Genomic DNA, 20,648 nt, shown 5'->3' on the forward strand with positions numbered 1-20,648 from the left:
GGAAGAACATGTCTGACACCGTGACGTCCCGGCTTCCCGGGTTCCACAAGCTGCCGATGGAGGAGCGCCACGCGCACCTCTCCCGCATGTTCCGGCTCACGCCCGAGGACCTGCAGCAGCTGCTGGGCTCGGAGGCGCTCCAGCCTGTCCTGGCGAACCAGATGATTGAGAACGCGGTGGGGACCTTCTCCCTCCCGCTGGGGCTGGGCCTCAACCTCCAGGTCAACGGACGTGACTACCTGGTGCCCATGGCGGTGGAGGAGCCGTCCGTCGTGGCGGCGGTGTCCTTCGCGGCGAAAATCGTCCGGGAGGCGGGCGGCTTCATCGGTGAAGCCGACCCGTCGCTGATGATTGGCCAGGTGCAGGTGTCGCGCTACGGCGACCCGACGGTGGCCACCGAGCGCATCCTGGCGCACAAGGAGCAGATTCTCGCGCTGGCCAACAGCTTCCACCCGGCCATGGTGGCGCGCGGCGGCGGGGCCAAGGACGTCGAAGTGCGCGTGCTGCCGGCCCCGGAAGGGCCGCGCGGCGAGCCGCTGCTCATCGTCCACCTCATCATCGACGCCCAGGAGGCGATGGGGGCCAACCTCATCAACACCATGGCGGAGGGCGTGGCGCCGCTCATCGAGCAGGTGACGGGCGGCAAGGTGTACCTGCGCATCCTCTCCAACCTGGCGGACCGCCGGCTGGCGCGCGCCATGTGCCGCATCCCCATCCCGCTGCTGGCGGACTTCGAGATGCCGGCCGAGGAGATTGCCGAGGGCATCGCCCAGGCCAGCCGCTTCGCGGAGGCCGACCCGTACCGCGCGGCCACGCACAACAAGGGCGTGATGAACGGCATTGACGCGGTGGCCATCGCCACGGGGCAGGACTGGCGCGCCATTGAAGCGGGCGCGCACGCGTTCGCCTGCCGCAACGGGCAGTACCGGCCGCTGTCCACCTGGTACCTGGAAGAGGGCCACCTGGTGGGCCGCATCGAGCTGCCCATGGCGCTGGGGACGGTGGGCGGGCCCATCAAAATCCACCCGGGCGTGCAGATGGCGCTCAAGCTGATGCAGACGACGTCGGTGCGAGAGCTCGCCATGGTGTTCGCGGCGGTGGGCCTGGCGCAGAACTTCGCGGCGCTCCGGGCGCTGGGCAGCGTGGGCATCCAGAAGGGCCACATGGCGATGCACGCGCGCTGCGTGGCGGTGACGGCGGGTGCGCGGGGCGACTGGGTGGAGAAAATCGCCAACCTGCTGGTGAAGGCGGGCCACGTGAAGGTGGAGAAGGCCCGCGAACTGCTGGCCAACCTCCCCGCCGAGGATGCCGCGGCCGCGACCGGCACCACGGTCTGACGCCGTGGCTCCTCGTCCTGAATCCTTGTCGGCCTTTGGCGCCGGCAAGGTCATCCTGTTGGGTGAGCACAGCGTCGTGTACGGGCACCCGGCCCTGGCCGGGCCGTTGTCGCAGGGCGTGACGGCGCGCGCCGTGCCGGCGAAGGCGTGTCAGCTCGCGTTGCCCTCCACGCTCAGCCGCCCGCAGCGGGCGCAGCTCACGGCGGCGTTCGCCCGTGCAGCGGAGGTGACGGGCGCGCCGCCGGTGAAGGTGTCGCTGGAGGCGGACCTGCCGCTGGCGGTGGGCCTGGGAAGCTCGGCGGCGCTGTCGGTGGCGTGCGCGCGGTTGCTGCTCCAGGCGGCGGGGAAGGTGCCCACGCCGAAGGACGCGGCGCGTGTGGCGTGGGCGATGGAGCAGGAGTTCCACGGCACGCCGTCCGGCGTGGACCACACCACCAGCGCGGCGGAGCAACTGGTCCTCTACTGGCGCAAGCCGGGGGCCGCCAAGGGGACGGGGCAGGTGGTGGAGAGCCCCAGGCCCTTGCACGTGGTGGTGACGCTCGCGGGTGAGCGCAGCCCCACGAAGAAGACGGTGGGGGCGCTGCGGGAGCGGCAGGCACGCTGGCCGTCGCGCTACGAGCGCCTGTTCACGGAGATTGGACGGGTGTCCTCGGAGGGCGCGAAGGCGGTGGCGGCGGGAGATTTGGAGGCACTGGGCGACGCGATGAACGTCAACCAGGGTTTGCTCGCGGCGTTGGGCCTGTCGTCGCCGCCGTTGGAAGAGATGGTCTACCGGTTGCGGGAGCTGGGGGCGCTGGGCGCCAAGCTGACCGGAGCTGGTGGAGATGGTGGGGCCGTCATCGGCCTGTTCCTTGAGCCCAAGCCGGTGGTGACGAAGCTCCGCCGGATGGGCGTGCGCTGCTTCAGCAGCCAGCTCGCGGGTCCGCGGGCGTCGTGAGTCTTCCCATGAAAGCCACAGCACTTGCGCATCCCAACATCGCCCTGGTGAAGTACTGGGGGAAGCGGGATGACGCGTTGATTCTGCCGCACCAGTCCAGCCTGTCCCTCACGCTGTCGCCGCTGTCGGTGACGACCACAGTGGAGTTCGGCGCCGCGAGCGACCAGGTGGAGCTCAACGGGCACACCGCGAAGGGCAGCGAGCGCGACCGCGTGCTGCGGCTGCTGGAGTTGGTGCGCACCCAGGCGAAGGCCGACCTGGGCCCCGCGAAGGTGGTGTCGCGCGGGGACTTCCCCATGGCGGCGGGGTTGGCCAGCAGCGCGGCGGGCTTCGCGGCGCTGGCGGTGGCGGGACGCGCGGCGGCGGGGTTGCCGTCGGAGCCCCGCGCGGCCAGCATCCTGGCGCGCATGGGCAGCGGCTCGGCGTGCCGGAGCGTGCAGGGTGGATTCTGCGAGTGGCAGCGCGGCGAACGTCCGGATGGTGAGGACAGCTTCGCGGTGCAGCGCTTCGACGCGGCCCACTGGCCGGACCTGCGCATGGTGGTGGCGATTCTCGACCGCGGCGAGAAAGAGGTGAAGTCGCGGGACGGGATGAAGCTCACGGTGGACACCAGCCCGTACTACCCGGCGTGGGTGAAGGACGCCGAGGTGGAGGTGGTGCAGGTGCGTGAGCACATCGCCAAGCGCGACCTGCAGGCCCTGGGGGAGCTGTGTGAGCGCAACGCGTGGAGGATGCACGCGACGTCGTTCGCCGCGAATCCGCCGCTGAGCTACATGAGCCCCGGCACGTTGGCGCTCATCCAGCACCTGAAGGAGCAGCGCAAGAAGGGCATCCCGGTGTGGTTCACGCTGGACGCGGGACCGAACCCGGTGCTGCTGACGGACGCCGCGCACGAGGTGGCCGCGGAGGCGCTGGCCCGCGCGTGCGGCGCGGTGGACGTGATTCGCTGCGTGCCCGGTGGTGACGCGGAGCTGAAGACGGAGCACCTCTTCTGATGGAGCGCGCCCTCTCCGCGCCGGGGAAGCTGTTCCTCTCCGGCGAGTACGCCGTGCTGTGGGGCGGCGTGGCGCGCCTGGCCGCGGTGGCACCGCGCACCGCCGCGTATGTCCGCCGCCGCGCGGATGCCCGGGTGCACGTGTGCCTGGAAGAGGGGACGCTGGCGGGAAGTACGACGCCGCTGGGCGTACGCTGGGCGCGGGAAGTGCCGGCGGGGTTCGCCTTCGTGGCGCGGGCGCTCGACGAGGCCCTGCGCGCACATGGACGCGCGAGCCAGGGGTTCGATCTGGCGGTGGCCCCGTCCGCGGTGGGCCCGAACGGGCAGAAGCTGGGCATGGGCGGCAGTGCGTGCGCGACGGTGCTGGCGGCGGAAGGCGTGCGCTATGTGCTGGAGGAGCGCTACGACGCGCTGAAGCTGGCGCTCCTGGCGCACACGCTGGGGCAGGGCGGGAAGGGCAGCGGCGGCGACGTAGCGACGAGCTTCGCCGGTGGCGTGCTTCGCTACCGGCGTTACGACGTGGCGCCCTTGATTGAGGCAAGCAACACCGGACGGCTGCGCGCGGCGCTGGCGGAGTCTCCGTCGGTGGACGTGTGGCGCCTGCCTTCGCCCCGGGTGTCCATGGCGTATGCCTTCACGGGCGAGAGCGCTTCGACACGGGTGCTGATTGGCCAGGTGGAGGCACGGCTGGAGGAGGCGGGCCGCCGGAGCTTCGTGGAGCGCTCGGACACGCTGGGCCATGCGATTGAGGACGGGCTGAGCGGCGGTGACTTCCGGGCCTTTTCAGAGGCCGTGAAGGCGCAGCACGCGCTTCTGTTGGAGCTGGGGCCGCTGGAGACGGAAGGCATGCGCCGCGTGCTGGCGCTTGCGGCCACGTACGGCGCCGCGGGCAAGCTGTCCGGCGCGGGCGGAGGGGACGGCTGCATCCTGTTCGCGCCGGATGCGCAGGTCCGTGCGGAGATGTGCAAGGGATTGGAAGCCCGGGGCTTCCACACGCTGCTCCTGGATGCCGAGCCCGGTGTCCGTGGCGAGGCGCAGGCGGAGGCCCGCCTCAGGATCTGGGTAGACGCGCTGAGCTGAGCGCTGAGGCTCGCCGTTCGCCACCTTGGCGGTCTGCTCACTCGCTACGGAAACCCGAGGGACGCAGTCACGTAGCGCCTGCGCCGGGTTCGGTGTCTCCGGAGGCAAGGGCTCATGTAAAGGTGTTCTGTCATGCCACTGCGTACAAATTCCTACCTTTTGAGGGGCATACTTCCTGTGCCAAAGGCAGTGCAAGCGGCCCTCTCTCGCTGACGTGGCGCCCAGTTTACTGATAGTCTTCCTCGCCATGTCCAGCTTATGGGAACAACTGTCGGAGCATCTTCCCTCTGTGCTTCCAGATTCGCCGGAATATGCCGTGAACGGTACCGAATTGATGCGGCGCGTCCGACCAAAGCTAAAGGGAAATTATACAGAGAACACCATCCGTGTGCACTTCTCAAGGATGGCGGCAGACAGCACGTCAGTAATCGCGAAAGTGGATAGTGGACACGGTTACTACCTGCGGAAGCCCGCTACGGTAGTGGAGTCGCCTTCGGTAGAACCCACTTCCGCGACGCCAGTTCAAATGCCGGCCGATGGCCTGAATGGTGCTGGAATTGGAGCGACCCCTGAGGAGAAATTTAGGGCGCTCTTCATTAAGTACGCGGAATTAGAGAACCGCTTCGCGATGCGCATGGACCATACCCGGGCCGAGCGAGCCGAGGCTGGTGTTAATAAATGGAAGTTTCCTGATGTGGTCTTGTTGGATTGGGATGTGGGGCAAGTGGCCGATGAAGGTTATCGGCTGGATAGAAATTTGCTCGAAGTGAAGCGCAGTCTCGGAGAACAGCCATTTCGGCTCACTAGTGTGGAGCTGAAAGTTTCACTATCTCTCGCGAGTTTTCGCGAAAACTTCTTTCAGTGCGTCAGTAATTCAAAGTGGGCGCACCATTCTCTGTTGGCTGTTGCATATCCTATTGACGACACGACGCTTGTTGAGGAATTGCGGCGCTTGGGTACGTCATATGATGTGACGATTATTAGCTATTCGCTGGATCCGAATCAATTTCAGAGACTGCCGTCGGCCGAGTCGATTCTGGGTATGTCTGATGAAGAGTTTGATGACGTGGCCAAGTTGGTCAAGATCTCGACTGTTGCGACCGGTCGTCAACGGATAGGACTTGATTGGGAACATATTAAAGATATGCGCGATCGGACGGGTGATTTTATTGTTTTGTTTGAGTGGATTGCTCACTGTCTTAAGGAGGGGAGGCCATTTAGTCATGCTGACTTCTTTGATATTACTGAAATTCAGAGGCGGTATGCGTAGCGGGGGCTTTAAAGCTGTTTGGCATGTGCGATGTTTGATGTTTGCTTCGTCCTGTCCACGCCTGCAGCCTCTGAGTCCCATTTGAATCCTACGGCTGCATTCTGAGACGAGCGCCACGTGCGCGATAATGGCAGCGTATGGCGCCGGGTTGATGTTGGCGCCGCCAGTGACTTCGTTGAAGGACGTATGTGACTGGCGGGGGCGTGCGCCGCTAAAGCGCCAGCTGCGGCCTGTCCCCTTGTGCTGTGCTCTCGGTCAGCGAAGGTTGGCAGGACGAGTTCTTCTCCTGCGGAGGCGAAGTGTAGAGGCGACGGCCCTGAGCGTCAGAACATCTGCCCGAAGGTGACGTAACAGCGCTGTCGGCCAGAGTCGGTGGAGACCGCGTAGTCCATGCGAATCACCGGCACGCGCTGGGGGAATCGCAGGCTCTCTCCGCCGCCCGGGTGCCACTGCCACCACTTGCCATCCGAGATGCCCGGGCGCCACACGCGCCGACGATGCCCTGACGGCCGGAGTCGGCGAGTGCGCGTCCGACTCACGGAAGATGGGCATCGACCAAGGGCCCGGCGATGTCGCCCCGCTGCGCGGTCAGGGGCAGGGCGGGTTGTCGGCGTAGGGCTCGCCTCGCGCGACGTAGAGCAGGATGTCGGAGTCCTGCGAGGAGTAGCCGTCCGTGTTCTCTCCGAAGGCGTGGAACGTGAAGTAGTGCTGGCCGTGCTCGAAGCGCTCGGCCTTGCCGTCGCGGACGGCTTTGTCGACGTCGAGGAGCAGTTCTGCCTGCGCCGTGTTCCCACCCAGGCAGGACCCGTTGGGACCGGGCACGCACTCCACTGGTGCGTCCATCGCGAGCCCGCCCGGCTTGGGATTGCGGCTGGGCGCGCCGTTGGTCCTTGGCGTCGTCTGCACGATTTTCAGCGAGCCCGCCCAGCGCATGCGCACGAGGTCGCCGCGATTCACCGGGACGTTGTACTCGAACTGCATTCCCTCCGCGTCGTTGTAGAGGTCGACAACACGGCACTTCCGTCCCTTGGAAGAGTCGATCGCACAGCAGGCTCCATTCTCTGAGGGACCGGTCTCTGCGCGCGAGAGGAGAAACTGCATGTTCGTCCCAGTGGGGACGTGATCCGGTCCGCGGCACTCCCACGGACAGTCCGCACAGCCGTAGGCGCAGCCATCCGAGAGATGGATCATCCCCGGGCGATGCTGGGCCGTGTCGATCAGGAACTCACCGAGGTGGTACGGCCCATTCACACACGTGTAATTCGGCCCACCGGCACAGTTGGTGCGAGGGCCGCTCGCGAGCCCTCCAGGAATCAGCGCGTCCTCGTTCACGTTGTGGACCTGCACGACGTTGTGCAGACCGGTCCAGCGGAAGAGGATGAGGTCTCCCTGCTTTGCCGCGAAGGTCGGCTCCACCCAGTCGTAATGTGCCACGGTCGTGAAGTTGTTGACCTCGAACAGCGTGCAGTTCTCGCGGCTCGCATAGGCCGCGTAGCGCCCGTTGTAGTGGAGGGGATTGGCGAGCGCGCTGCACGGCTTCGGCGCGTACTGAGGGCTGGGATTCTCACGCGTGGTCAGCGCGACGGAGACGACTCCACCGACGGGGTTTCCCTCGTCCACGAAGAAGTAGATGCCCGGGCGATAGCCGCATGGCGAGGTGCCGGTATTCCAGTCGAACGAGCCCTGGACGGTCTTCGGTCCACTCGCAATCTGCTGCGGCCACTGGGCGTCCCCGTAGGGGGCGACGGGCGGATCCTGCCCCTCGAAGTTCTTCACCTGCAGCACGTTGTGCGGCTCGCCGTCGTTCCAGACGAAGCGCACGGTGTCGCCTTCGGTGGCGAAGTGCACATTGCTCCGGCTGGGCCAGGCAATCTCGACAACCCGTCCCGGCGGGTTGTCTGTGCCGGGACACGCCGTCTCCCGATCCGGGATGCCATGATTCCCCCCGGAGCCGGCATCCGCGGCGCCTGGGGGCCCGCTTTGCCCCGCGTCGGGCGAGTCGGGGGTGGTCGTGGAACTGCAAGCCATGCTGACGACGAAGAAGAGCACGAGCGCGAGGCGGTCCATGAGGAAGGACAGACTAGGTCAGCGGCAGTGACGGAGAGAAGGCTGGGCTCAGCAGCCGTCAGAACATGTGCCCGACCGTTGGACCTGGGCCGCCTGGTAGCGCAGTTCCGTGTGCATGTACGCCTTGATGTTCCCGGCGAAGCCGTTGCGCTCGATGCCGCCCGCGCACGCTGTTCATTCCGCCAATGCCATCCGAAGGGAGGGCCTCGCAGGCGCAGCCAGAATCACGGCGTCCCCTGGCCCGAGCTGAAGCTCACCAGGGGAATGGCAATCGCATCGAAGCCAGACTTCCTCACGGGATCGCGCCCGGGGAAGCGCTCAGGCTGACAGGAGGACGGCCGCAGCGGGAATGAGCATGAAGAGGCCGCGAAGCACGCCCGGGTGGCGGCGTTTCTTCCCGCGCCCATGAGCCGCGGTGGTTGCCCGCCCGCTCTCCTGGAAGGCGACTCACTCCCTGGGGCGGCTGTCCTCTCAAGTGCTCATCTTGGCTGCCGGAGGAGGGGAGGCGACACCCGTGAGCGCTGTGCTTCCACCAGCGATGCATCTATGGGCGCACGGCCTCGTGCGCCGGGTCCGGGGGAAGGTGCCACCCGCCTCAGGGCGCAGGGCGAGGAAGCTGCTCCTCGTCCACCTGGATGGTGTTCCGAAGAGCCTGCTGGATGAAGCGCTCGTCGCGGGGCGCATGCCCTTCCTGTCGCGGCTCGTCCGCTCGGGGGCCTTCCACCTGGACGAGGCCTTCTGGGGAGCGCCCACGTCAACGCCTTACTTCCAGGCAGGTCTGCTCTACGGCATGCGCCACTCCAACCTGCCGGCCTACTCGTGGTTCGACCGCGAGCTGGGCCGCAGGGTCCAGATGAACACCCCGGCGGATGCGCTGGCCATCGATCAGCGCCTGCGCGGTGCGGGCCGCACCAGTCTGCTCGATGGTGGGGGCCACGGGTATTTCTCCCTGTTCCGAGCGGGAGCAGAGAACGCGCTGAGCATGAGCACGCTGGCCAGCTTCGAGCAGATGTCGCGCGCGTTCTCCTACGAGATGCTGGGGTTGCTCAGCGCGCGCACGCGCGGCATCTGGGACTACCTGCGCTCGCTGGGCATGGACACCTGGGCCGCGGCGCGCGAAGTCGTCCACTGGGCTCGTGGGCTCCACGACTGGCGCCACGAGCCGGCTTTCCTCTTCAGCCACGTCTTCCTCCAGCGGCTGGGTTGGAGCTTCGCCTTTACCAAGTCCCTGGTGGACATGGCGCGAGGCGTGCCCGTCATCTACCTGGTCTACGGTAACTACGATGAGGTGGCCCACCGTCGGGGGCCGCGCTCCGAACAAGCCCGCGCCGAGCTGCACCGCGTGGATGCGTACCTCGCGGAGTTGTACGCCGTGGCGGGCGCGGTGGAGCAGCCCTACGACGTCGTCTTCCTCTCCGACCATGGGCACGTGGACTGTCTGCCCTGGGAGCAGCGGAGGGGCCAACCTCTGGCCCAGTGGTTGATGGCGCCCCACGGCGACGGACCCCTCTCCGACGATGTGGTCCGCGGACTCTGCGACGGAAGGACTCGACCGGAGCCGGACACCCGGCCGCGGGCGCCATTCACGCCGGTGGCCGTCGACTGCGGCAACTTCGCCCATGTGTACTTGTCCGGCGAGCCCCATCCGCTGGAAGCCATCTCCCTGCTCGCACGCCACCCGGAGGTCCTGGCCCGGGTGACGCGGAGCCCGGACATCGGCCTCGTCGCGCTGCGAAGGGGCAACAGCGCGGTCGCGCTCGTGGGCGACGGCGTCTACACCGTGGACACGCTGGACCGGGCCCCACTGTCCACCGAATTCAGCAAGCGCGCGGTGGCGGACTTCCTCCGCGTACTCCCAACCATGTCCACCGCGGGTGACCTGGTCCTCTTCGGCGAAGCCGTACAGCGCGGTGGCACCGTGGGCTTTGCCTGGGAGTTCGGCTCGCACGGAGGACTGACTCGCACGGAGGCCAACAGCCTGGTGTGTTGGCCCGCGAAGGCGCCCGTGGACCTGTCTGGCCTTTCGCACTGCGTACAGCTCCATGAGCGGCTCGCGGCGGCCTATCTCGACAACATCCCACGACTTCGGTTGGTGCCGTGAAGGGGAGGGCGAGGCACGCCGGAGGCCGGGCGTTGCTCAAGGCGCTGCTCGCCGTCTTCGGGCTCGTGCTGTCCGTCGTCCTGCTGTCCACGGCCTTCTTCAAGTGGAACCTGAGCGGCACGGGGGCGCTGCTCCAGCCGCGCTTCCCGCTGGGGGACTTCGTGAGGGACTTGCCCGGCCACCTCGTGTGGCTGGTGCCCTTCATGCTGCTCCAGGCCTCCATCATCCCGCTGCGTGCGGTGCAGTGGCAGCGCACCCTCCGTCGGCATGTGCCCCTCAAGGAGCGCTACCACCTGGTGGCCATTGGCGCCTTCGTCCACAACGCGCTGCCGGGAAAGCTGGGCGACGTCATGCGCTCATTCCTCCTGTCGAGGACGCAGCGCATCCCCTTTCTCCGGTGCCTGGGCACCGTGGGCGTCTGCAAGCTGATGGAGTTCGCGGCGCTGATGCTGCTCGTCATGCTGTCGTTGCTGGGCCCCTTCGGCCGGACACTGTCCCGCTTTGAGGGAGAGCTGAAAGCGGCCGTGTTACTCTGTGTGGGGCTCGTTGCGCTGGTGGTGCTTCTGGCGCACTGGTCCGGCCCGCTCGCCTTCGCGCTGCACCGCCGCCACAAGCTCCCGAGGGTGGAAGGCTTCCTCCACCACGTCAGCGAGGGCCTGGGCACCGCGCGCTCCTTCACCGGCATGGCGAAGGTGTTCGTCTTCTCGGTCGCGCCGGTACTGGCCTCCGCCCTGGCCTACGGTCTGGCACTCCACGGCATCGGCATCTCGGGCGGACTCTTCGCCGGGGCGGTGGTGCTGGGGGCCATCTCCCTGGGGCAGTCGCTCCCGGGTGTCCCCGCGGGCATGGGCATCTACTACTTCGTGACGAGCTGGGCGGCCCGCAGCCTGGGGGCCTCGCCGGAGGACGCGGCGGCCTTCGCCACGCTCACGCACCTGGGCACCGTCATCAGCCAGGTCGCCGTGGGAGCCGTCTCCGTCCACCTGCGGAAGATTCGCATCCGCGACCTACGCAAGGGCGGGAGCCTCGCGCGGGAGGCCGCGAACCACGTGGCGCACGATGCCGTGGAGCCCGCGCGTTCCTGACCCCTGAAAAGCGAGAAGGGGCCCCGGTTTGAAACCGGGGCCCCTTCTCAACTTTGTGCCCAGGAGAGGACTCGAACCTCCATGCCCTTGCAGGCGCTAGACCCTGAATCTAGTGTGTCTACCAATTCCACCACCTGGGCAGGTGGGGCATCGCGGTGCGGCGCTGCGATGGGCCGGACGTATAGAGCTACTGCCCGGCCCCGTCAAGCACTACGTAACAACCTCACTTCTTCAGCGGCCATTTTCCTTCGGCCTCGAGCGAACGGCGCAGGACGGGGTTCTCGTCCATGAAGGCGGTGAGGGACTCCTCGGTGATTTCGACCAGGATGTCCTCGGCGCCCAGCTCCGTCTGGCAGCTCAACCGGGAATAGGGGCGGACGTCGAAGCCCATGTCCAGGCGGTCCGCCTCCGCGTCCGTCTGCTCGCTCAGCGAGTCGAGGCCCTTGCGGACCCAGATATGGCAGGTGGAGCAGCCGCAGACCCCGCCACAGCTATGCCCCACCTGGGCGCCGCAGGCCTCGGCGGCGTCCAGCAGGGTGGTGCCGGTGGGCACGTCGGCGCTGACCTCGGCCAGGGGGCTCTTGAAAGTCACCTTGGGCACGTCAGTAGTCCTCCACGGAGTGGCCAGCCACCACCTGGGTGATGGCCTGATTCATCACCCGCTCGATGAAGGGGCGGGACGCCTCGTCCAGCGCGTGCACGGCCTCCTTCAGCTTCAGGTGGTCCTCGCCCTTCATCAGCTCGCGAACCCGGGCGATGGCGGAGTCGATGATGGCGCGCTCCCCCTCCTGGAGCAGCGAGCCGTGCTCGCCCAGCTGCCGGTCCGCCTCGGCCAGGACGCGCTCGGCGTCCACCCGCTGTTCGCGGACCTGCCGGGCCTGGATGTCGTCCTCGGCGTAGTCGATGGAGTCGAGCAGCATCTGCTCAATCTCCTCATCCGTGAGGCCGTGGCTGGGCTTTACCGTAATCGACTGGCTGACGCCGGTGCTCTGCTCCTGCGCGCTGACGGAGAGGATGCCATCGGCGTCCACCTGGAAGCGGACCTCCACCCGGGCCATGCCCGCGGCCATGGGCGGAATGCCGGACAGGGTGAAGCGCGCCAGACTGCGGTTGTCCTCCACCAGCTCGCGCTCGCCCTGGAGCACGTGGACGTCCAGGCCCGTCTGCCCATCCTTGAAGGTGGTGAACACCTGGCCCGCGGTGGTGGGGATGGTGGAGTTGCGCTGAATCAGCTTCTCCACGATGCCGCCCATCGTCTCCAAACCCAGGGAGAGGGGAATCACGTCCAGCAGCAGCACGTCGTCCTGCCGGTCCGCCGTGGTGAGCAGGTTGGCCAGCACCGCGGCGCCCAGCGCCACCACCTGGTCCGGGTCGATGTCGCCCAGCGGCTCACGGCCGAACAGCTCCGCCACGTAGCGGCGCACCGCCGGCACGCGCGTGGCGCCGCCGACCAGGATGACGCCGTCCAGCTCCCCGGCCGTCACGCCCGCGTCCTTCATGGCCCGCCGGCACACCGTGCCCGTCTTCTGCACGAAGGGCTGAACCCAGGCGTCGAAGTCCTCGCGCTTCACCGAGTGCATCTGCCCGCCCGCGGAGAACTCCACCGAAGCCGCGTCGGTGAGCGCTTCCTTGGCCTTGCGCGAGGCCGCCAGCACCTCCGCCACCAGGGCGGGAGCTGGCGCCTCGGACGCGCCCAGCGTCTCCAGCACGCGCTGCGCAATCGCCCGGTCGAAGTCATCGCCACCCAGCGCGGAGTCGCCGCCGGTGGACTTCACCTCGAACACGCCGTCCACCAGCTTGAGGATGGAGATGTCGAAGGTGCCGCCGCCCAAATCGTAGACGGCGAAGGTGCCCTGGCTGCCCTTGTCCAGGCCGTAGGCCAGCGCGGCGGCGGTGGGCTCGTTGAGCAGCCGCAGCACCTCCAGCCCGGCCAGCCGGCCCGCGTCCTTGGTGGCCTGCCGCTGGGTGTCGTCGAAGTAGGCGGGCACGGTGATGACGGCCTGCTCCACCTTGGTGGAGAAGTGCGCTTCCGCGCGGCGCTTGAGGGCGCGCAGCACCTCACCGGAGACTTCAATGGGCGTGACCGGCGTGCCGCCCGCCACGTCGAAGCGCACCACCTTGGCGCCGGGCGCGAACTTGTAGTGCCCCAGCTTGCGCGTCTCTGCGTCATCCGGGCTGCGCCCCATGAAGCGCTTCACGGAGGCGATGGTGTCAGTGGGGTGCTCGGACGCCAGCTTCCGGGCCCGGGCGCCCACCACCACGCCGCCGTCCTTCGCGTAGTGCACGACGGAAGGGAGGAACAGCGCGTCGCCCTCGTCCACCGGGACGCAGACGGGCTGGTCCTTCACCACCGCCGCCACCAGCGAGTTCGTCGTGCCCAGGTCGATGCCCACCGCCTGCCCTTTGGGCTTCAGCGGGTCGTGAATCTGAAGGTAGCCGTTCTTGCTCACGCCTGAATCTCCTCCTCGAACGCGTCCACCTGCTCGAGGAAGCGCGTGAAGTAGCGCACCCGCCCCAGCGCGTGCGATGCCTTTCTCACTTGTTCCTGCCCGCCGTCCCCCGGCTCGCCCGCCTCCAGGGTGCGAAGCGACTCCGCCGCCTCGGTGAGGGCGGCCTTCTTCCGGGCCTCCACGTCATCCGCCATGGCCCGGGCGCGGCCCAGGTCCTTCTTCGCCATGGCGGTGTCCAGCGACTCGCGCAGGTCCATGACCTCCTCCAGGAAGGCCAGGGGCATGTCCTTCTGGGCGCCCGCGTCCTCGCGGTCCAGGTCGATACCGTGCAGCTTGAGCAGGTAGAAGGCGCGGCGCACCGGGTCCTTCAACGTCTTGAAGGCCTCGTTGAGGGCGGTGGTGCCCTCCAGGGCCTGCAGGCGCTCGCGCGCGCTGGCCTGTGCCACGCGGTCCGGATGGAGCTGCAACGACAGCTCGCGGTACTGCTTCTCCAGCGCCGGCACGTCCACGTCATAGGCGCGCTTCAGGCCGAAGACGTCGAAGTGGGTCCTCAAGGGGGGCTCTCCAATGCGGGGAGGGGACAAACGAAAAGGGCCCGGCGGCTGGCCGGGCCCGCGTGGCGGCGACTCCGCCCAGAAGGGGCGGAGCGCTTGCTGTCGCGTCAGACGGAGAAGCTCTCTCCGCAGCCGCAGGCCGCCTTGATGTTGGGGTTGTTCAGCTTGAAGCCGGAGGCCATCAGCGTCTGCTCGAACACCAGCTCGGTGCCGATGAGGTACAGGTAGCTCTTCGGGTCCACGAAGACGCGCACGCCGTCCTTCTCGAAAATCTTGTCGCGCTCGCGGGACTTCTCCGACCACTCCATGGAGTACTGGAGGCCCGAGCACCCGCCGCCCTTCACGGCCAGCCGCAAGCCCGCCTCAGGCGTCTGCCGCTGCTCCAGCAGCTCCTTCAGCCGGACCACCGCGCTGTCGGCAATGGTGATGCCCTTGGGGGGCTTGGCCACGGGCGCGGTGGCAGGCGCCTGGCGCTGCGTCGTCTCCTGGGTCGCCTGTTCGCTCATGGTTCGCCTCTCCCTTTCCCGAACGTCAGGACGCCTTGGCCTGACGCGCGGCGCGCTTCTTCTTGAAGTCCTCGATGGCCGCCTTGATGGCGTCCTCGGCCAGCACGGAGCAGTGAATCTTCACCGGCGGCAGCGACAGCTCGCGGGCCACGTCCTTGTTGGAGATGGTCATCGCCTGGTCCACCGTCTTGCCCTTCACCCACTCGGTGACGAGCGACGACGAGGCGATGGCCGACCCGCAGCCGAACGTCTTGAAGCGGGCGTCCTCGATGAGCCCGTCCTCGGAGATCTTGAGCTGCAGGCGCATCACGTCGCCGCAAGCGGGCGCGCCCACCAGGCCGGTGCCCACGTTCGGGTCTTCCTTGTCGAGCGTCCCGACGTTCCGGGGGTTCTCGTAGTGCTCGATGACCTTGTCGCTGTAAGCCATGCCTGCTCCTTCAACGGATGCTTCTCACCAAAGGTTCCGGCGGGCAACGCCCTCCGGGCGAGGAGGCTCGCGCCCCCCTGTCTACCTGGAAAGGCGCTAGTGCGCCGTCCACTCGATGCTCTTGAGGTCGATGCCTTCCTTGGCCATCTCGTAGAGCGGGCTCATGTCGCGCAGCTTGCGGACCTTGTCCACTACGAGGTTCACCACGTAGTCGACTTCCTCTTCCGTGGTGAAGCGGCCCAGGCCGAAGCGGATGGAGCTGTGCGCCAGCTCCTCGTCCACGCCCAGCGCGCGCAGCACGTAGGAGGGCTCCAGGGAGGCGGACGTACACGCCGAGCCGGAGGACACCGCCACGTCCTTGATGCCCATCATCAGGGACTCACCCTCCGCGTGGGCGAAGGAGATGTTGAGGTTGCCCGGCAGCCGGTGCTCCAGCGAGCCGTTGATGGTGGTCATGTCCAGCGCGTCCGTGAGGCCCTTGCGCAGCTTCTCACGCAGGCGAAGGAGGCGCGCCGACTCCTCGGGCAGCTCCTTGCGAGCCAGCTCGGCCGCCATGCCAAAGCCGACGATGGCCGACACGTTCAGCGTGCCGGAGCGCATGCCGCGCTCGTGACCGCCGCCGTCGATGATGGGCGCGATGCGCACGCGCGGCCGGCGGCGCACGTACAGCGCGCCGATGCCCTTGGGGCCGTACATCTTGTGCGAGGTGATGGAGGCCAGGTCCACCTTCATGGCCTCCACGTCGAAGGGCACCTTGCCGATGCCCTGCACCGCGTCGCAGTGGAAGAGCACGCCCTTGGAGCGGCACAGCGCCCCAATCTCCGCGACGGGCTGCACCACGCCAATCTCGTTGTTGGCGAACATGATGGAGACCAGCACCGTCTTCGGCGTCATCGCCGCGGCCAGCTTCTCCAGGCTCACCCGCCCGTCGGGCTCCACGTCCAGGTAGGTGACGCGCGCGCCGCCGGTGGGCAGCTCGGCCCACTTGCGGTACGTCTCGTCGGACTCCACGTCGTGCTTCGCCAGCAGCTCCGACTGGTTGTCCTCGGTGACGTCCTGGCCCGCCAGCTGCGCCAGCCGCAGCAGCTTCAGCTCGTCCAGGCGCTCCTGCCGCACGCGCTCCAGGCGCTTGCAGGTGTCCAGGATGGCCTTGTGCTCCGTCTTGAGGGTGATGATGTGGTCACCCTTGGACTTGTAGAACTCGATGACGCCCTTGATGGCCAGGTTGTCGGACTCGGTGGCGCCCGAGGTGAAGACGATCTCCTGCTCGGCCGCGCCGATGAGCTCGGCCACCTGCTGCCGGGCCTTGTTCACCGCCGCCTCGGCCTTCCAGCCGAACACGTGATTGCGGCTGGCCGCGTTACCGAAATCCTCTCGCAGGTAGGGCAGCATCGCCTCCAGCACCCGCGGGTCCAGCGGGGTGGTGGCGTGGTTGTCCATGTAGATCGGCAGCTTCACCATTGCTTCCAACACCTTCCTGGAGGGGACGTCGACCGGCGCCTCGGAGCGCCTTTGCCGCAGGGGAACCTACACCGTCACACCTGAATGTGGACCGGACTGGTCAAATATAAAAAGGGGCGCCTTCGGGTCAAGCGAACATCAGGCGCGCTGCGGGTGTGGGTGCGTGCTCCCAATAGGACGACTTAAGTCAACGCCGCGCCGTCGTGGATCAGTCCGGGCGCGCCGTCCTGGGACGAGGCGCCCCAGAATGGCGCACCCCCTCCGGCCAACCGCCTGATTTCCCGGCGAGCGCCTCCCTGGCCGGCCGCCTGCACGGGTGGGGGCCACCACAGGGAGGCACGCACATGAGCGCGAAGCAGACGGCCCGCACGAAGGAGGCGCAGGAGACGCGGGAGGGCGGCGGGAGGACGCACCTGGTCCGGATGGACGGGGGCAAGCTGGAACAGCCGCGCTACGTGGACGGATGGCGTGCCGGCAAGCCCGCGGAGGACCCGGAGAAGATGAAGCGCTGGGGGCTCGTCACCGCGCGGCCCAGTGAGTTCCTGGTCCACATGCGGCGCGGCCGGGTGCGGGAGGTCAGCGGCCAGGGCGCCAGCTGCTTCAAGCTGCCGGGGGACTCGGTGGCCATTGTCCCCACCAGCATCCAGCGACTCCAGTTCACCGCGGACCAGGTGACGCACGAGAAGGTGGGCGTGCAGGTGACGGGGCTGGCGGTGTACCGGATTGCGGACCCGCTGGTGGCCTTCCGCATGCTCAACTTCTCCTTCCCGGAGCGCGCGCAGGAGAAGCTGGCGGAGCTGCTGCGGGAGATGTTCGTCGGCGCCGCGCGGCGGCTGGTGGCGAACATGTCGGTGGAGGAGTGCCTCTCCAAGCGCAAGGAGGGCATCGCCGCGGAGCTGGTGCGCGAAATCGCGCCCGTGCTCTCCGGCCGAGGCCGCCTGGAGGACCAGACGGACGCGGGCTGGGGCGTCATCCTGGACACGATTGAAATTCAGGACGTGCGCGTCCTGTCCTCCACCGTCTTCGCCAACATGCAGGCGCGCTTCCGCCATGAACAGGAGCGGCAGGCGCGTGAGGCGGAGCTGGCCAAGGAGCGCTTCGTCCACCGCGAGGAGACGGAAGCCGAGCGGCAGCTGAGCCTCCAGCGGCTGGCGGCCGAAGAGGAGGTGCGCCAGAAGAAGCAGACAGCGGAGGAGCAGGCCCGGCTGGAGGCGCTGGCGGTGGAGGCGCGCGTGGCCGAGGCGAAGCTCGCCCAGGAGCGCACGCTGAAGCAGGAGCAGGCCACCGTGGAGCGCGAGGTGGCGCTGGCGAAGATGGCCGCCGAGCAGGAGGTCCGCCAGAAGAAGCAGGTGGCCGACGAACAGGCGAAGCTGGATGCGCTGGCCGCGGAGTCCCGCCTGGCCGACGCGAAGATCGTCTCCGAGCGGGCGCTGGCCGTCAGCCGCGCGCAGGTGGAGATGGAGAAGCTCCAGCGCGAACAGGACGCGGAGGTCGCGCGCCAGCGCGTGGCCCTGGAGAAGCTCAAGCGCGAGCAGGACACCGAGGCCGGTCGCGCGAAGCTGGAGTTGGAGAAGCTGAAGCTGGCGCAGGAGTCCGAGGCCGCGCAGGCGAAAATCGAGTTGGTGCGGCTCCAGCGCGCGCAGGAGGCGGAGAACGCCAAGGCGCAGATGGAGCTGGCGCGGCAGCAGCGTGAGCAGGAGCTGGAGCTGTCACGCCAGCGGCACGAGCAGGAGGTGGAGCTGGCGAAGCTGCGCCGCGAGCAGGAGGAGGCCGGCGCCAAGGCGCAGCTGGAGCTAGAGCGCCTGCGCCGCGAGCACGAACAGGCCACCGCGTGGCACGAGGTGCAGATGGCCGCGCACCAGCAGGAGGCCGAACGGCTCCACGCGGAGCTCCAGGTGGTGCAGGCCCGGCGGTCCATCGTGGAGACGGAGGTGGTCATCGCCGAGCTGAGTGTGCGCAAGGACCGGGCGCAGCAGGACCTGGAGCTGGGCAAGGCGCGCGCGCTGCGCGACATCGAGAACAGCGTCAGCCCGGAGGTCATCCAGATGACCCTGGCGCAGCAGCTCCCTCAGGTGGCCGCGGCCTTCCAGCAGAAGATGGGCGAGGTGCACGTCACCGCGGTGGATGGGGCCAATCCGTTTGGTTACATCGCCGCCGCGGTGGAGGGTGTCATGGGGCTGGCACGTTCCGCCGGACTGAAGACGCCTGCTTCCCCGCTTGCCCCTCCAGCGCAGTAGCCCGGGGCCCCCGGCCTGCGTATACAAGGGGGGCCTGGGACCACGGAGTCACGCGCGCATGGATGCGAAGAAACTCGGAGTGATGGCGGTGCTGGCCGGAGTGGCGGTGGCCGTGGTGCCCTGGCTGCTGCCCACGGGTCCCAACGCCAACCTGGATGCGGCCCGGTTCCTCGAATCCGGCAGCCTCGCGGTGGGCGCGGCGGTGGTGTTCGCGGGTGGGTTGCTCACCGCGCTGACGCCGTGTGTCTATCCGCTCATCCCCATCACCGTGTCCGTCTTCGGCGCGCGCAAGACGGAGGGCCGGGGCCGCGCGCTGCTCCTGACTTCCTCCTACATCGTGGGCATGGGCGTGGTGTTCAGCGCGCTGGGCGTGCTGGCGGCGAAGACGGGCCAGGCGTTCGGTTCAATGCTGGGGCACCCGGCGGTGGTGACGGGCCTGGCGGTGTTCCTGCTGCTGCTGGCCACGTCCATGTTCGGCGCGTTCGAGCTGGCGCTGCCGTCGTCGTTCCAGACGAAGCTCAACGCCGTGGGGGGCGCGGGTGTGGCGGGCGCGTTCCTGATGGGCAGCGTGTCCGGCTTCCTGGCGGCGCCGTGCACCGGCCCGGTGCTGACGGGCCTCCTGGCCTTCGTGGCGAAGTCGGCCAACACGACGCTGGGCGCGTCGCTGCTGTTCGTCTACGCGCTGGGCATCGGCGTGCCGTTCTTCCTCATTGGCGTCTTCACCGTCCGGCTGCCGCGCGGCGGCGTGTGGATGGAGTGGGTGAAGAGCGTGCTGGGCATCATGCTGGTGGCCCTGGCCTTCAGCTACCTCAAGGACGCCTTCCCCTGGGCGCGGGACGTGGTGAAGGGGCTGGGCCTCCACGTGGGCCGGGTGCCGGGGGCCGTCATCGCCGCGCTGCTGGTCGCGGTGGGCGTGGCCCTGGGCGCGGTGCACCGCTCGTTCACGGAAGGCGCGCGGGAGTTCTCGTTCAAGGCGCTGGGCGTGGCGCTCGTCGTCGCGGCGCTGGTGCTGCGCGGCGGTGCGCTGGACGCGGGCCCGGTGGGCACGTTGTGGGTGAGCCTGGGGCTCGCCGAGCCGCCGCGCGCGCCGTCCTGGCAGTGGCACCACGTCATGCCGGCGAAGCAGGCCACCTTCTCCCCGGAGGCCTTCGACCAGGTGCTCGCACAGGCGAAGGCGGAGGGCCGGCCGGTGCTCATCGACTTCTTCGCGGACTGGTGTGCGGCCTGCAAGGAGCTGGACCGCGACACCTACCCCGCGCAGCAGGTCATCTCCGAGTCCGACGAGGGCCGCTTCCTCAACATCAAGATTGACGCGACGAACAGCGAGGACTCGCTGGACGCGCTGCTGGAGCGCTTCGATGTGGAGGGCTTGCCCACCGTGGCGTTCATCTCGCCGGAGGGCAAGGTGCTCACCCAGCCACGTGTTACCGGCTTCCTGGCGCCCAGCCCCTTCGCCACGGAGATGAAGAAGGCGCGCTGCACGGACGCCAACGCCTGCTGAGGGCGGGCGTGTGTCAAGCTTCGCCGGAGAGGATGGGCACCGGGTCCGGTAGCTTCGGATAGCGCAGTCCGGCGATGCGAGGCTTCAGGGCGCGGTCTCCGGAAGGAAGCGGGCTCGCAGCTCGGGCGTGGGGATGCGGCACTGCGCTTCCCGGCCGAACCAGCGGTAGCGGTTGCGCGCGATGATTCGGTAGACGAGGTCGCGCAGCGGCCGGGGCACCACGATGAATGCGTAGAGAAACCGCCACGGCCCCTTCAGCATCCGCGCGACGCGGAGCGCGGCCGTGGAGCGCTCGTACAGCTTGCCGTCCTGCAGGAGGACGAAGCTGTCCGGTTCCTCCTTGGGCACGACGCCATGCGGCGCCAGCAGCGCGGCGGCCCGCTGGGACTGCAGCGCCGCGAAGCGGATGCGCGCGTCCGGGTCCCGGTCGATGATGAAGAGGACCGTGCCGTTGCACAGGTTGCACACGCCGTCGAAGAGGACCACGGTGTCCGGGGGCTGGGCGCGGGGCATGATGCGGCAAGTCTAACAGCCCACTCCGTTGGGTGACGCCGAAGCGCCGGGGGAATTCCAGACGGGTGTCCCTGCAGCCTCGCCCGTACATGCGTGGTGTCAGACCCGGGTGTTTCCTTCCCTGGCGC

At 68.2% G+C, this 20,648-nt stretch carries 18 protein-coding genes and 1 tRNA gene; 9 read left to right on the forward strand and 10 right to left on the reverse strand.

What is annotated here, in order from left to right; all coding sequences use genetic code 11:
• The first annotated feature begins 8 nt into the window (after positions 1 to 8).
• The 5 genes from BLU09_RS37170 (at position 9) to BLU09_RS38570 (ending at position 5,618) form a co-directional block, all read left to right on the forward strand.
• Positions 9 to 1,337, forward strand: coding sequence for a hydroxymethylglutaryl-CoA reductase, degradative (locus BLU09_RS37170; RefSeq protein WP_090495889.1), 1,329 nt, complete (start codon positions 9 to 11; stop codon positions 1,335 to 1,337).
• 4 nt (positions 1,338 to 1,341) lie between these two features.
• On the forward strand, positions 1,342 to 2,274 hold the full coding sequence (gene mvk, locus BLU09_RS37175; protein WP_090495890.1) for a mevalonate kinase: 933 nt from the start codon (positions 1,342 to 1,344) through the stop codon (positions 2,272 to 2,274).
• Between the two features lie 8 nt (positions 2,275 to 2,282).
• Positions 2,283 to 3,269 (forward strand): diphosphomevalonate decarboxylase, encoded by a 987-nt coding sequence (gene mvaD / locus BLU09_RS37180; protein ID WP_090495891.1) that lies wholly within the window; start codon positions 2,283 to 2,285, stop codon positions 3,267 to 3,269.
• Positions 3,269 to 4,348, forward strand: coding sequence for a mevalonate kinase family protein (locus tag BLU09_RS37185; protein WP_090495892.1), 1,080 nt, complete (start codon positions 3,269 to 3,271; stop codon positions 4,346 to 4,348). Before mvaD ends, BLU09_RS37185 begins: the two co-directional genes overlap by 1 nt.
• Positions 4,349 to 4,664: 316 nt before the next feature.
• Complete coding sequence (locus BLU09_RS38570) at positions 4,665 to 5,618, forward strand: hypothetical protein (RefSeq protein ID WP_143043270.1); 954 nt, start codon at positions 4,665 to 4,667, stop codon at positions 5,616 to 5,618.
• Between the two features lie 323 nt (positions 5,619 to 5,941).
• On the opposite strand, the gene BLU09_RS37190 is transcribed toward BLU09_RS38570, so the two are convergent.
• The gene (locus tag BLU09_RS37190; protein ID WP_167371234.1) at positions 5,942 to 6,106 is read right to left on the reverse strand and encodes a hypothetical protein; all 165 of its coding nucleotides are present in this window, start codon (positions 6,104 to 6,106) and stop codon (positions 5,942 to 5,944) included.
• 100 nt (positions 6,107 to 6,206) lie between these two features.
• Positions 6,207 to 7,466: a cupredoxin domain-containing protein gene (locus BLU09_RS37195; RefSeq protein ID WP_090495894.1), complete on the reverse strand. Its 1,260-nt coding sequence runs from the start codon at positions 7,464 to 7,466 to the stop codon at positions 6,207 to 6,209.
• A gap of 757 nt (positions 7,467 to 8,223) precedes the next feature.
• Between BLU09_RS37195 and BLU09_RS37200 the strand changes: the two genes are divergently transcribed.
• Both BLU09_RS37200 and BLU09_RS37205 read left to right on the forward strand, forming a co-directional pair.
• A complete protein-coding gene (locus BLU09_RS37200) occupies positions 8,224 to 9,786 on the forward strand; it encodes an alkaline phosphatase family protein (protein WP_244172399.1) in 1,563 nt (520 codons plus the stop codon).
• The gene (locus tag BLU09_RS37205; protein ID WP_090495895.1) at positions 9,783 to 10,871 is read left to right on the forward strand and encodes a lysylphosphatidylglycerol synthase transmembrane domain-containing protein; all 1,089 of its coding nucleotides are present in this window, start codon (positions 9,783 to 9,785) and stop codon (positions 10,869 to 10,871) included. The genes BLU09_RS37200 and BLU09_RS37205 overlap by 4 nt, the downstream gene beginning before the upstream one ends.
• A 56-nt stretch (positions 10,872 to 10,927) precedes the next feature.
• Here BLU09_RS37205 and BLU09_RS37210 read toward each other — a convergent pair.
• The 7 genes from BLU09_RS37210 to BLU09_RS37240 form a co-directional block, all read right to left on the reverse strand.
• Positions 10,928 to 11,011: transfer RNA gene (locus BLU09_RS37210), tRNA-Leu, on the reverse strand.
• An 83-nt stretch (positions 11,012 to 11,094) separates the two neighbouring features.
• A complete protein-coding gene (locus BLU09_RS37215) occupies positions 11,095 to 11,472 on the reverse strand; it encodes a 2Fe-2S iron-sulfur cluster-binding protein (RefSeq protein ID WP_011554983.1) in 378 nt (125 codons plus the stop codon).
• Position 11,473: 1 nt separating this feature from the next.
• On the reverse strand, positions 11,474 to 13,321 hold the full coding sequence (gene hscA / locus BLU09_RS37220) for a Fe-S protein assembly chaperone HscA (RefSeq protein ID WP_090495896.1): 1,848 nt from the start codon (positions 13,319 to 13,321) through the stop codon (positions 11,474 to 11,476).
• The gene (gene hscB / locus BLU09_RS37225) at positions 13,318 to 13,875 is read right to left on the reverse strand and encodes a Fe-S protein assembly co-chaperone HscB (RefSeq protein WP_026114026.1); all 558 of its coding nucleotides are present in this window, start codon (positions 13,873 to 13,875) and stop codon (positions 13,318 to 13,320) included. Before hscB ends, hscA begins: the two co-directional genes overlap by 4 nt.
• Positions 13,876 to 13,982: 107 nt before the next feature.
• Positions 13,983 to 14,381, reverse strand: coding sequence for a HesB/IscA family protein (locus BLU09_RS37230; RefSeq protein WP_090495897.1), 399 nt, complete (start codon positions 14,379 to 14,381; stop codon positions 13,983 to 13,985).
• A gap of 25 nt (positions 14,382 to 14,406) precedes the next feature.
• Complete coding sequence (gene iscU, locus BLU09_RS37235; RefSeq protein WP_002634235.1) at positions 14,407 to 14,808, reverse strand: Fe-S cluster assembly scaffold IscU; 402 nt, start codon at positions 14,806 to 14,808, stop codon at positions 14,407 to 14,409.
• 96 nt (positions 14,809 to 14,904) lie between these two features.
• Positions 14,905 to 16,266 carry an IscS subfamily cysteine desulfurase gene (locus BLU09_RS37240; protein ID WP_244172401.1) on the reverse strand — a complete coding sequence of 454 codons (1,362 nt, stop codon included), beginning with the start codon at positions 16,264 to 16,266 and terminating at the stop codon, positions 14,905 to 14,907.
• Positions 16,267 to 16,613: 347 nt separating this feature from the next.
• Between BLU09_RS37240 and BLU09_RS37245 the strand changes: the two genes are divergently transcribed.
• Both BLU09_RS37245 and BLU09_RS37250 read left to right on the forward strand, forming a co-directional pair.
• The gene (locus BLU09_RS37245) at positions 16,614 to 18,506 is read left to right on the forward strand and encodes an SPFH domain-containing protein (protein ID WP_244172395.1); all 1,893 of its coding nucleotides are present in this window, start codon (positions 16,614 to 16,616) and stop codon (positions 18,504 to 18,506) included.
• 58 nt (positions 18,507 to 18,564) lie between these two features.
• Positions 18,565 to 20,007 carry a protein-disulfide reductase DsbD family protein gene (locus tag BLU09_RS37250; RefSeq protein WP_186818026.1) on the forward strand — a complete coding sequence of 481 codons (1,443 nt, stop codon included), beginning with the start codon at positions 18,565 to 18,567 and terminating at the stop codon, positions 20,005 to 20,007.
• An 84-nt stretch (positions 20,008 to 20,091) separates the two neighbouring features.
• On the opposite strand, the gene BLU09_RS37255 is transcribed toward BLU09_RS37250, so the two are convergent.
• Positions 20,092 to 20,520, reverse strand: a complete 429-nt coding sequence (locus BLU09_RS37255) for a thiol-disulfide oxidoreductase DCC family protein (protein WP_090495901.1) — start codon at positions 20,518 to 20,520, stop codon at positions 20,092 to 20,094.
• Between the last annotated feature and the right edge of the window lie 128 nt (positions 20,521 to 20,648).

Origin of the sequence: Myxococcus virescens (assembly GCF_900101905.1) — a bacterium.
GTDB lineage: Bacteria > Myxococcota > Myxococcia > Myxococcales > Myxococcaceae > Myxococcus > Myxococcus virescens.

Excerpts from the sequence above, each read along its gene's own strand:
- BLU09_RS37170 (WP_090495889.1), top strand. The coding sequence starts at position 9 with ATGTCTGACACCGTGACGTCCCGGCTTCCCGGGTTCCACAAGCTGCCG.
- mvaD (WP_090495891.1), top strand. The coding sequence starts at position 2,283 with ATGAAAGCCACAGCACTTGCGCATCCCAACATCGCCCTGGTGAAGTAC.
- BLU09_RS37185 (WP_090495892.1), top strand. The coding sequence starts at position 3,269 with ATGGAGCGCGCCCTCTCCGCGCCGGGGAAGCTGTTCCTCTCCGGCGAG.
- BLU09_RS37200 (WP_244172399.1), top strand. The coding sequence starts at position 8,224 with ATGCATCTATGGGCGCACGGCCTCGTGCGCCGGGTCCGGGGGAAGGTG.
- BLU09_RS37230 (WP_090495897.1), bottom strand. The coding sequence starts at position 14,381 with ATGAGCGAACAGGCGACCCAGGAGACGACGCAGCGCCAGGCGCCTGCC.
- iscU (WP_002634235.1), bottom strand. The coding sequence starts at position 14,808 with ATGGCTTACAGCGACAAGGTCATCGAGCACTACGAGAACCCCCGGAAC.
- BLU09_RS37245 (WP_244172395.1), top strand. The coding sequence starts at position 16,614 with ATGAGCGCGAAGCAGACGGCCCGCACGAAGGAGGCGCAGGAGACGCGG.
- BLU09_RS37250 (WP_186818026.1), top strand. The coding sequence starts at position 18,565 with ATGGATGCGAAGAAACTCGGAGTGATGGCGGTGCTGGCCGGAGTGGCG.
- BLU09_RS37255 (WP_090495901.1), bottom strand. The coding sequence starts at position 20,520 with ATGCCCCGCGCCCAGCCCCCGGACACCGTGGTCCTCTTCGACGGCGTG.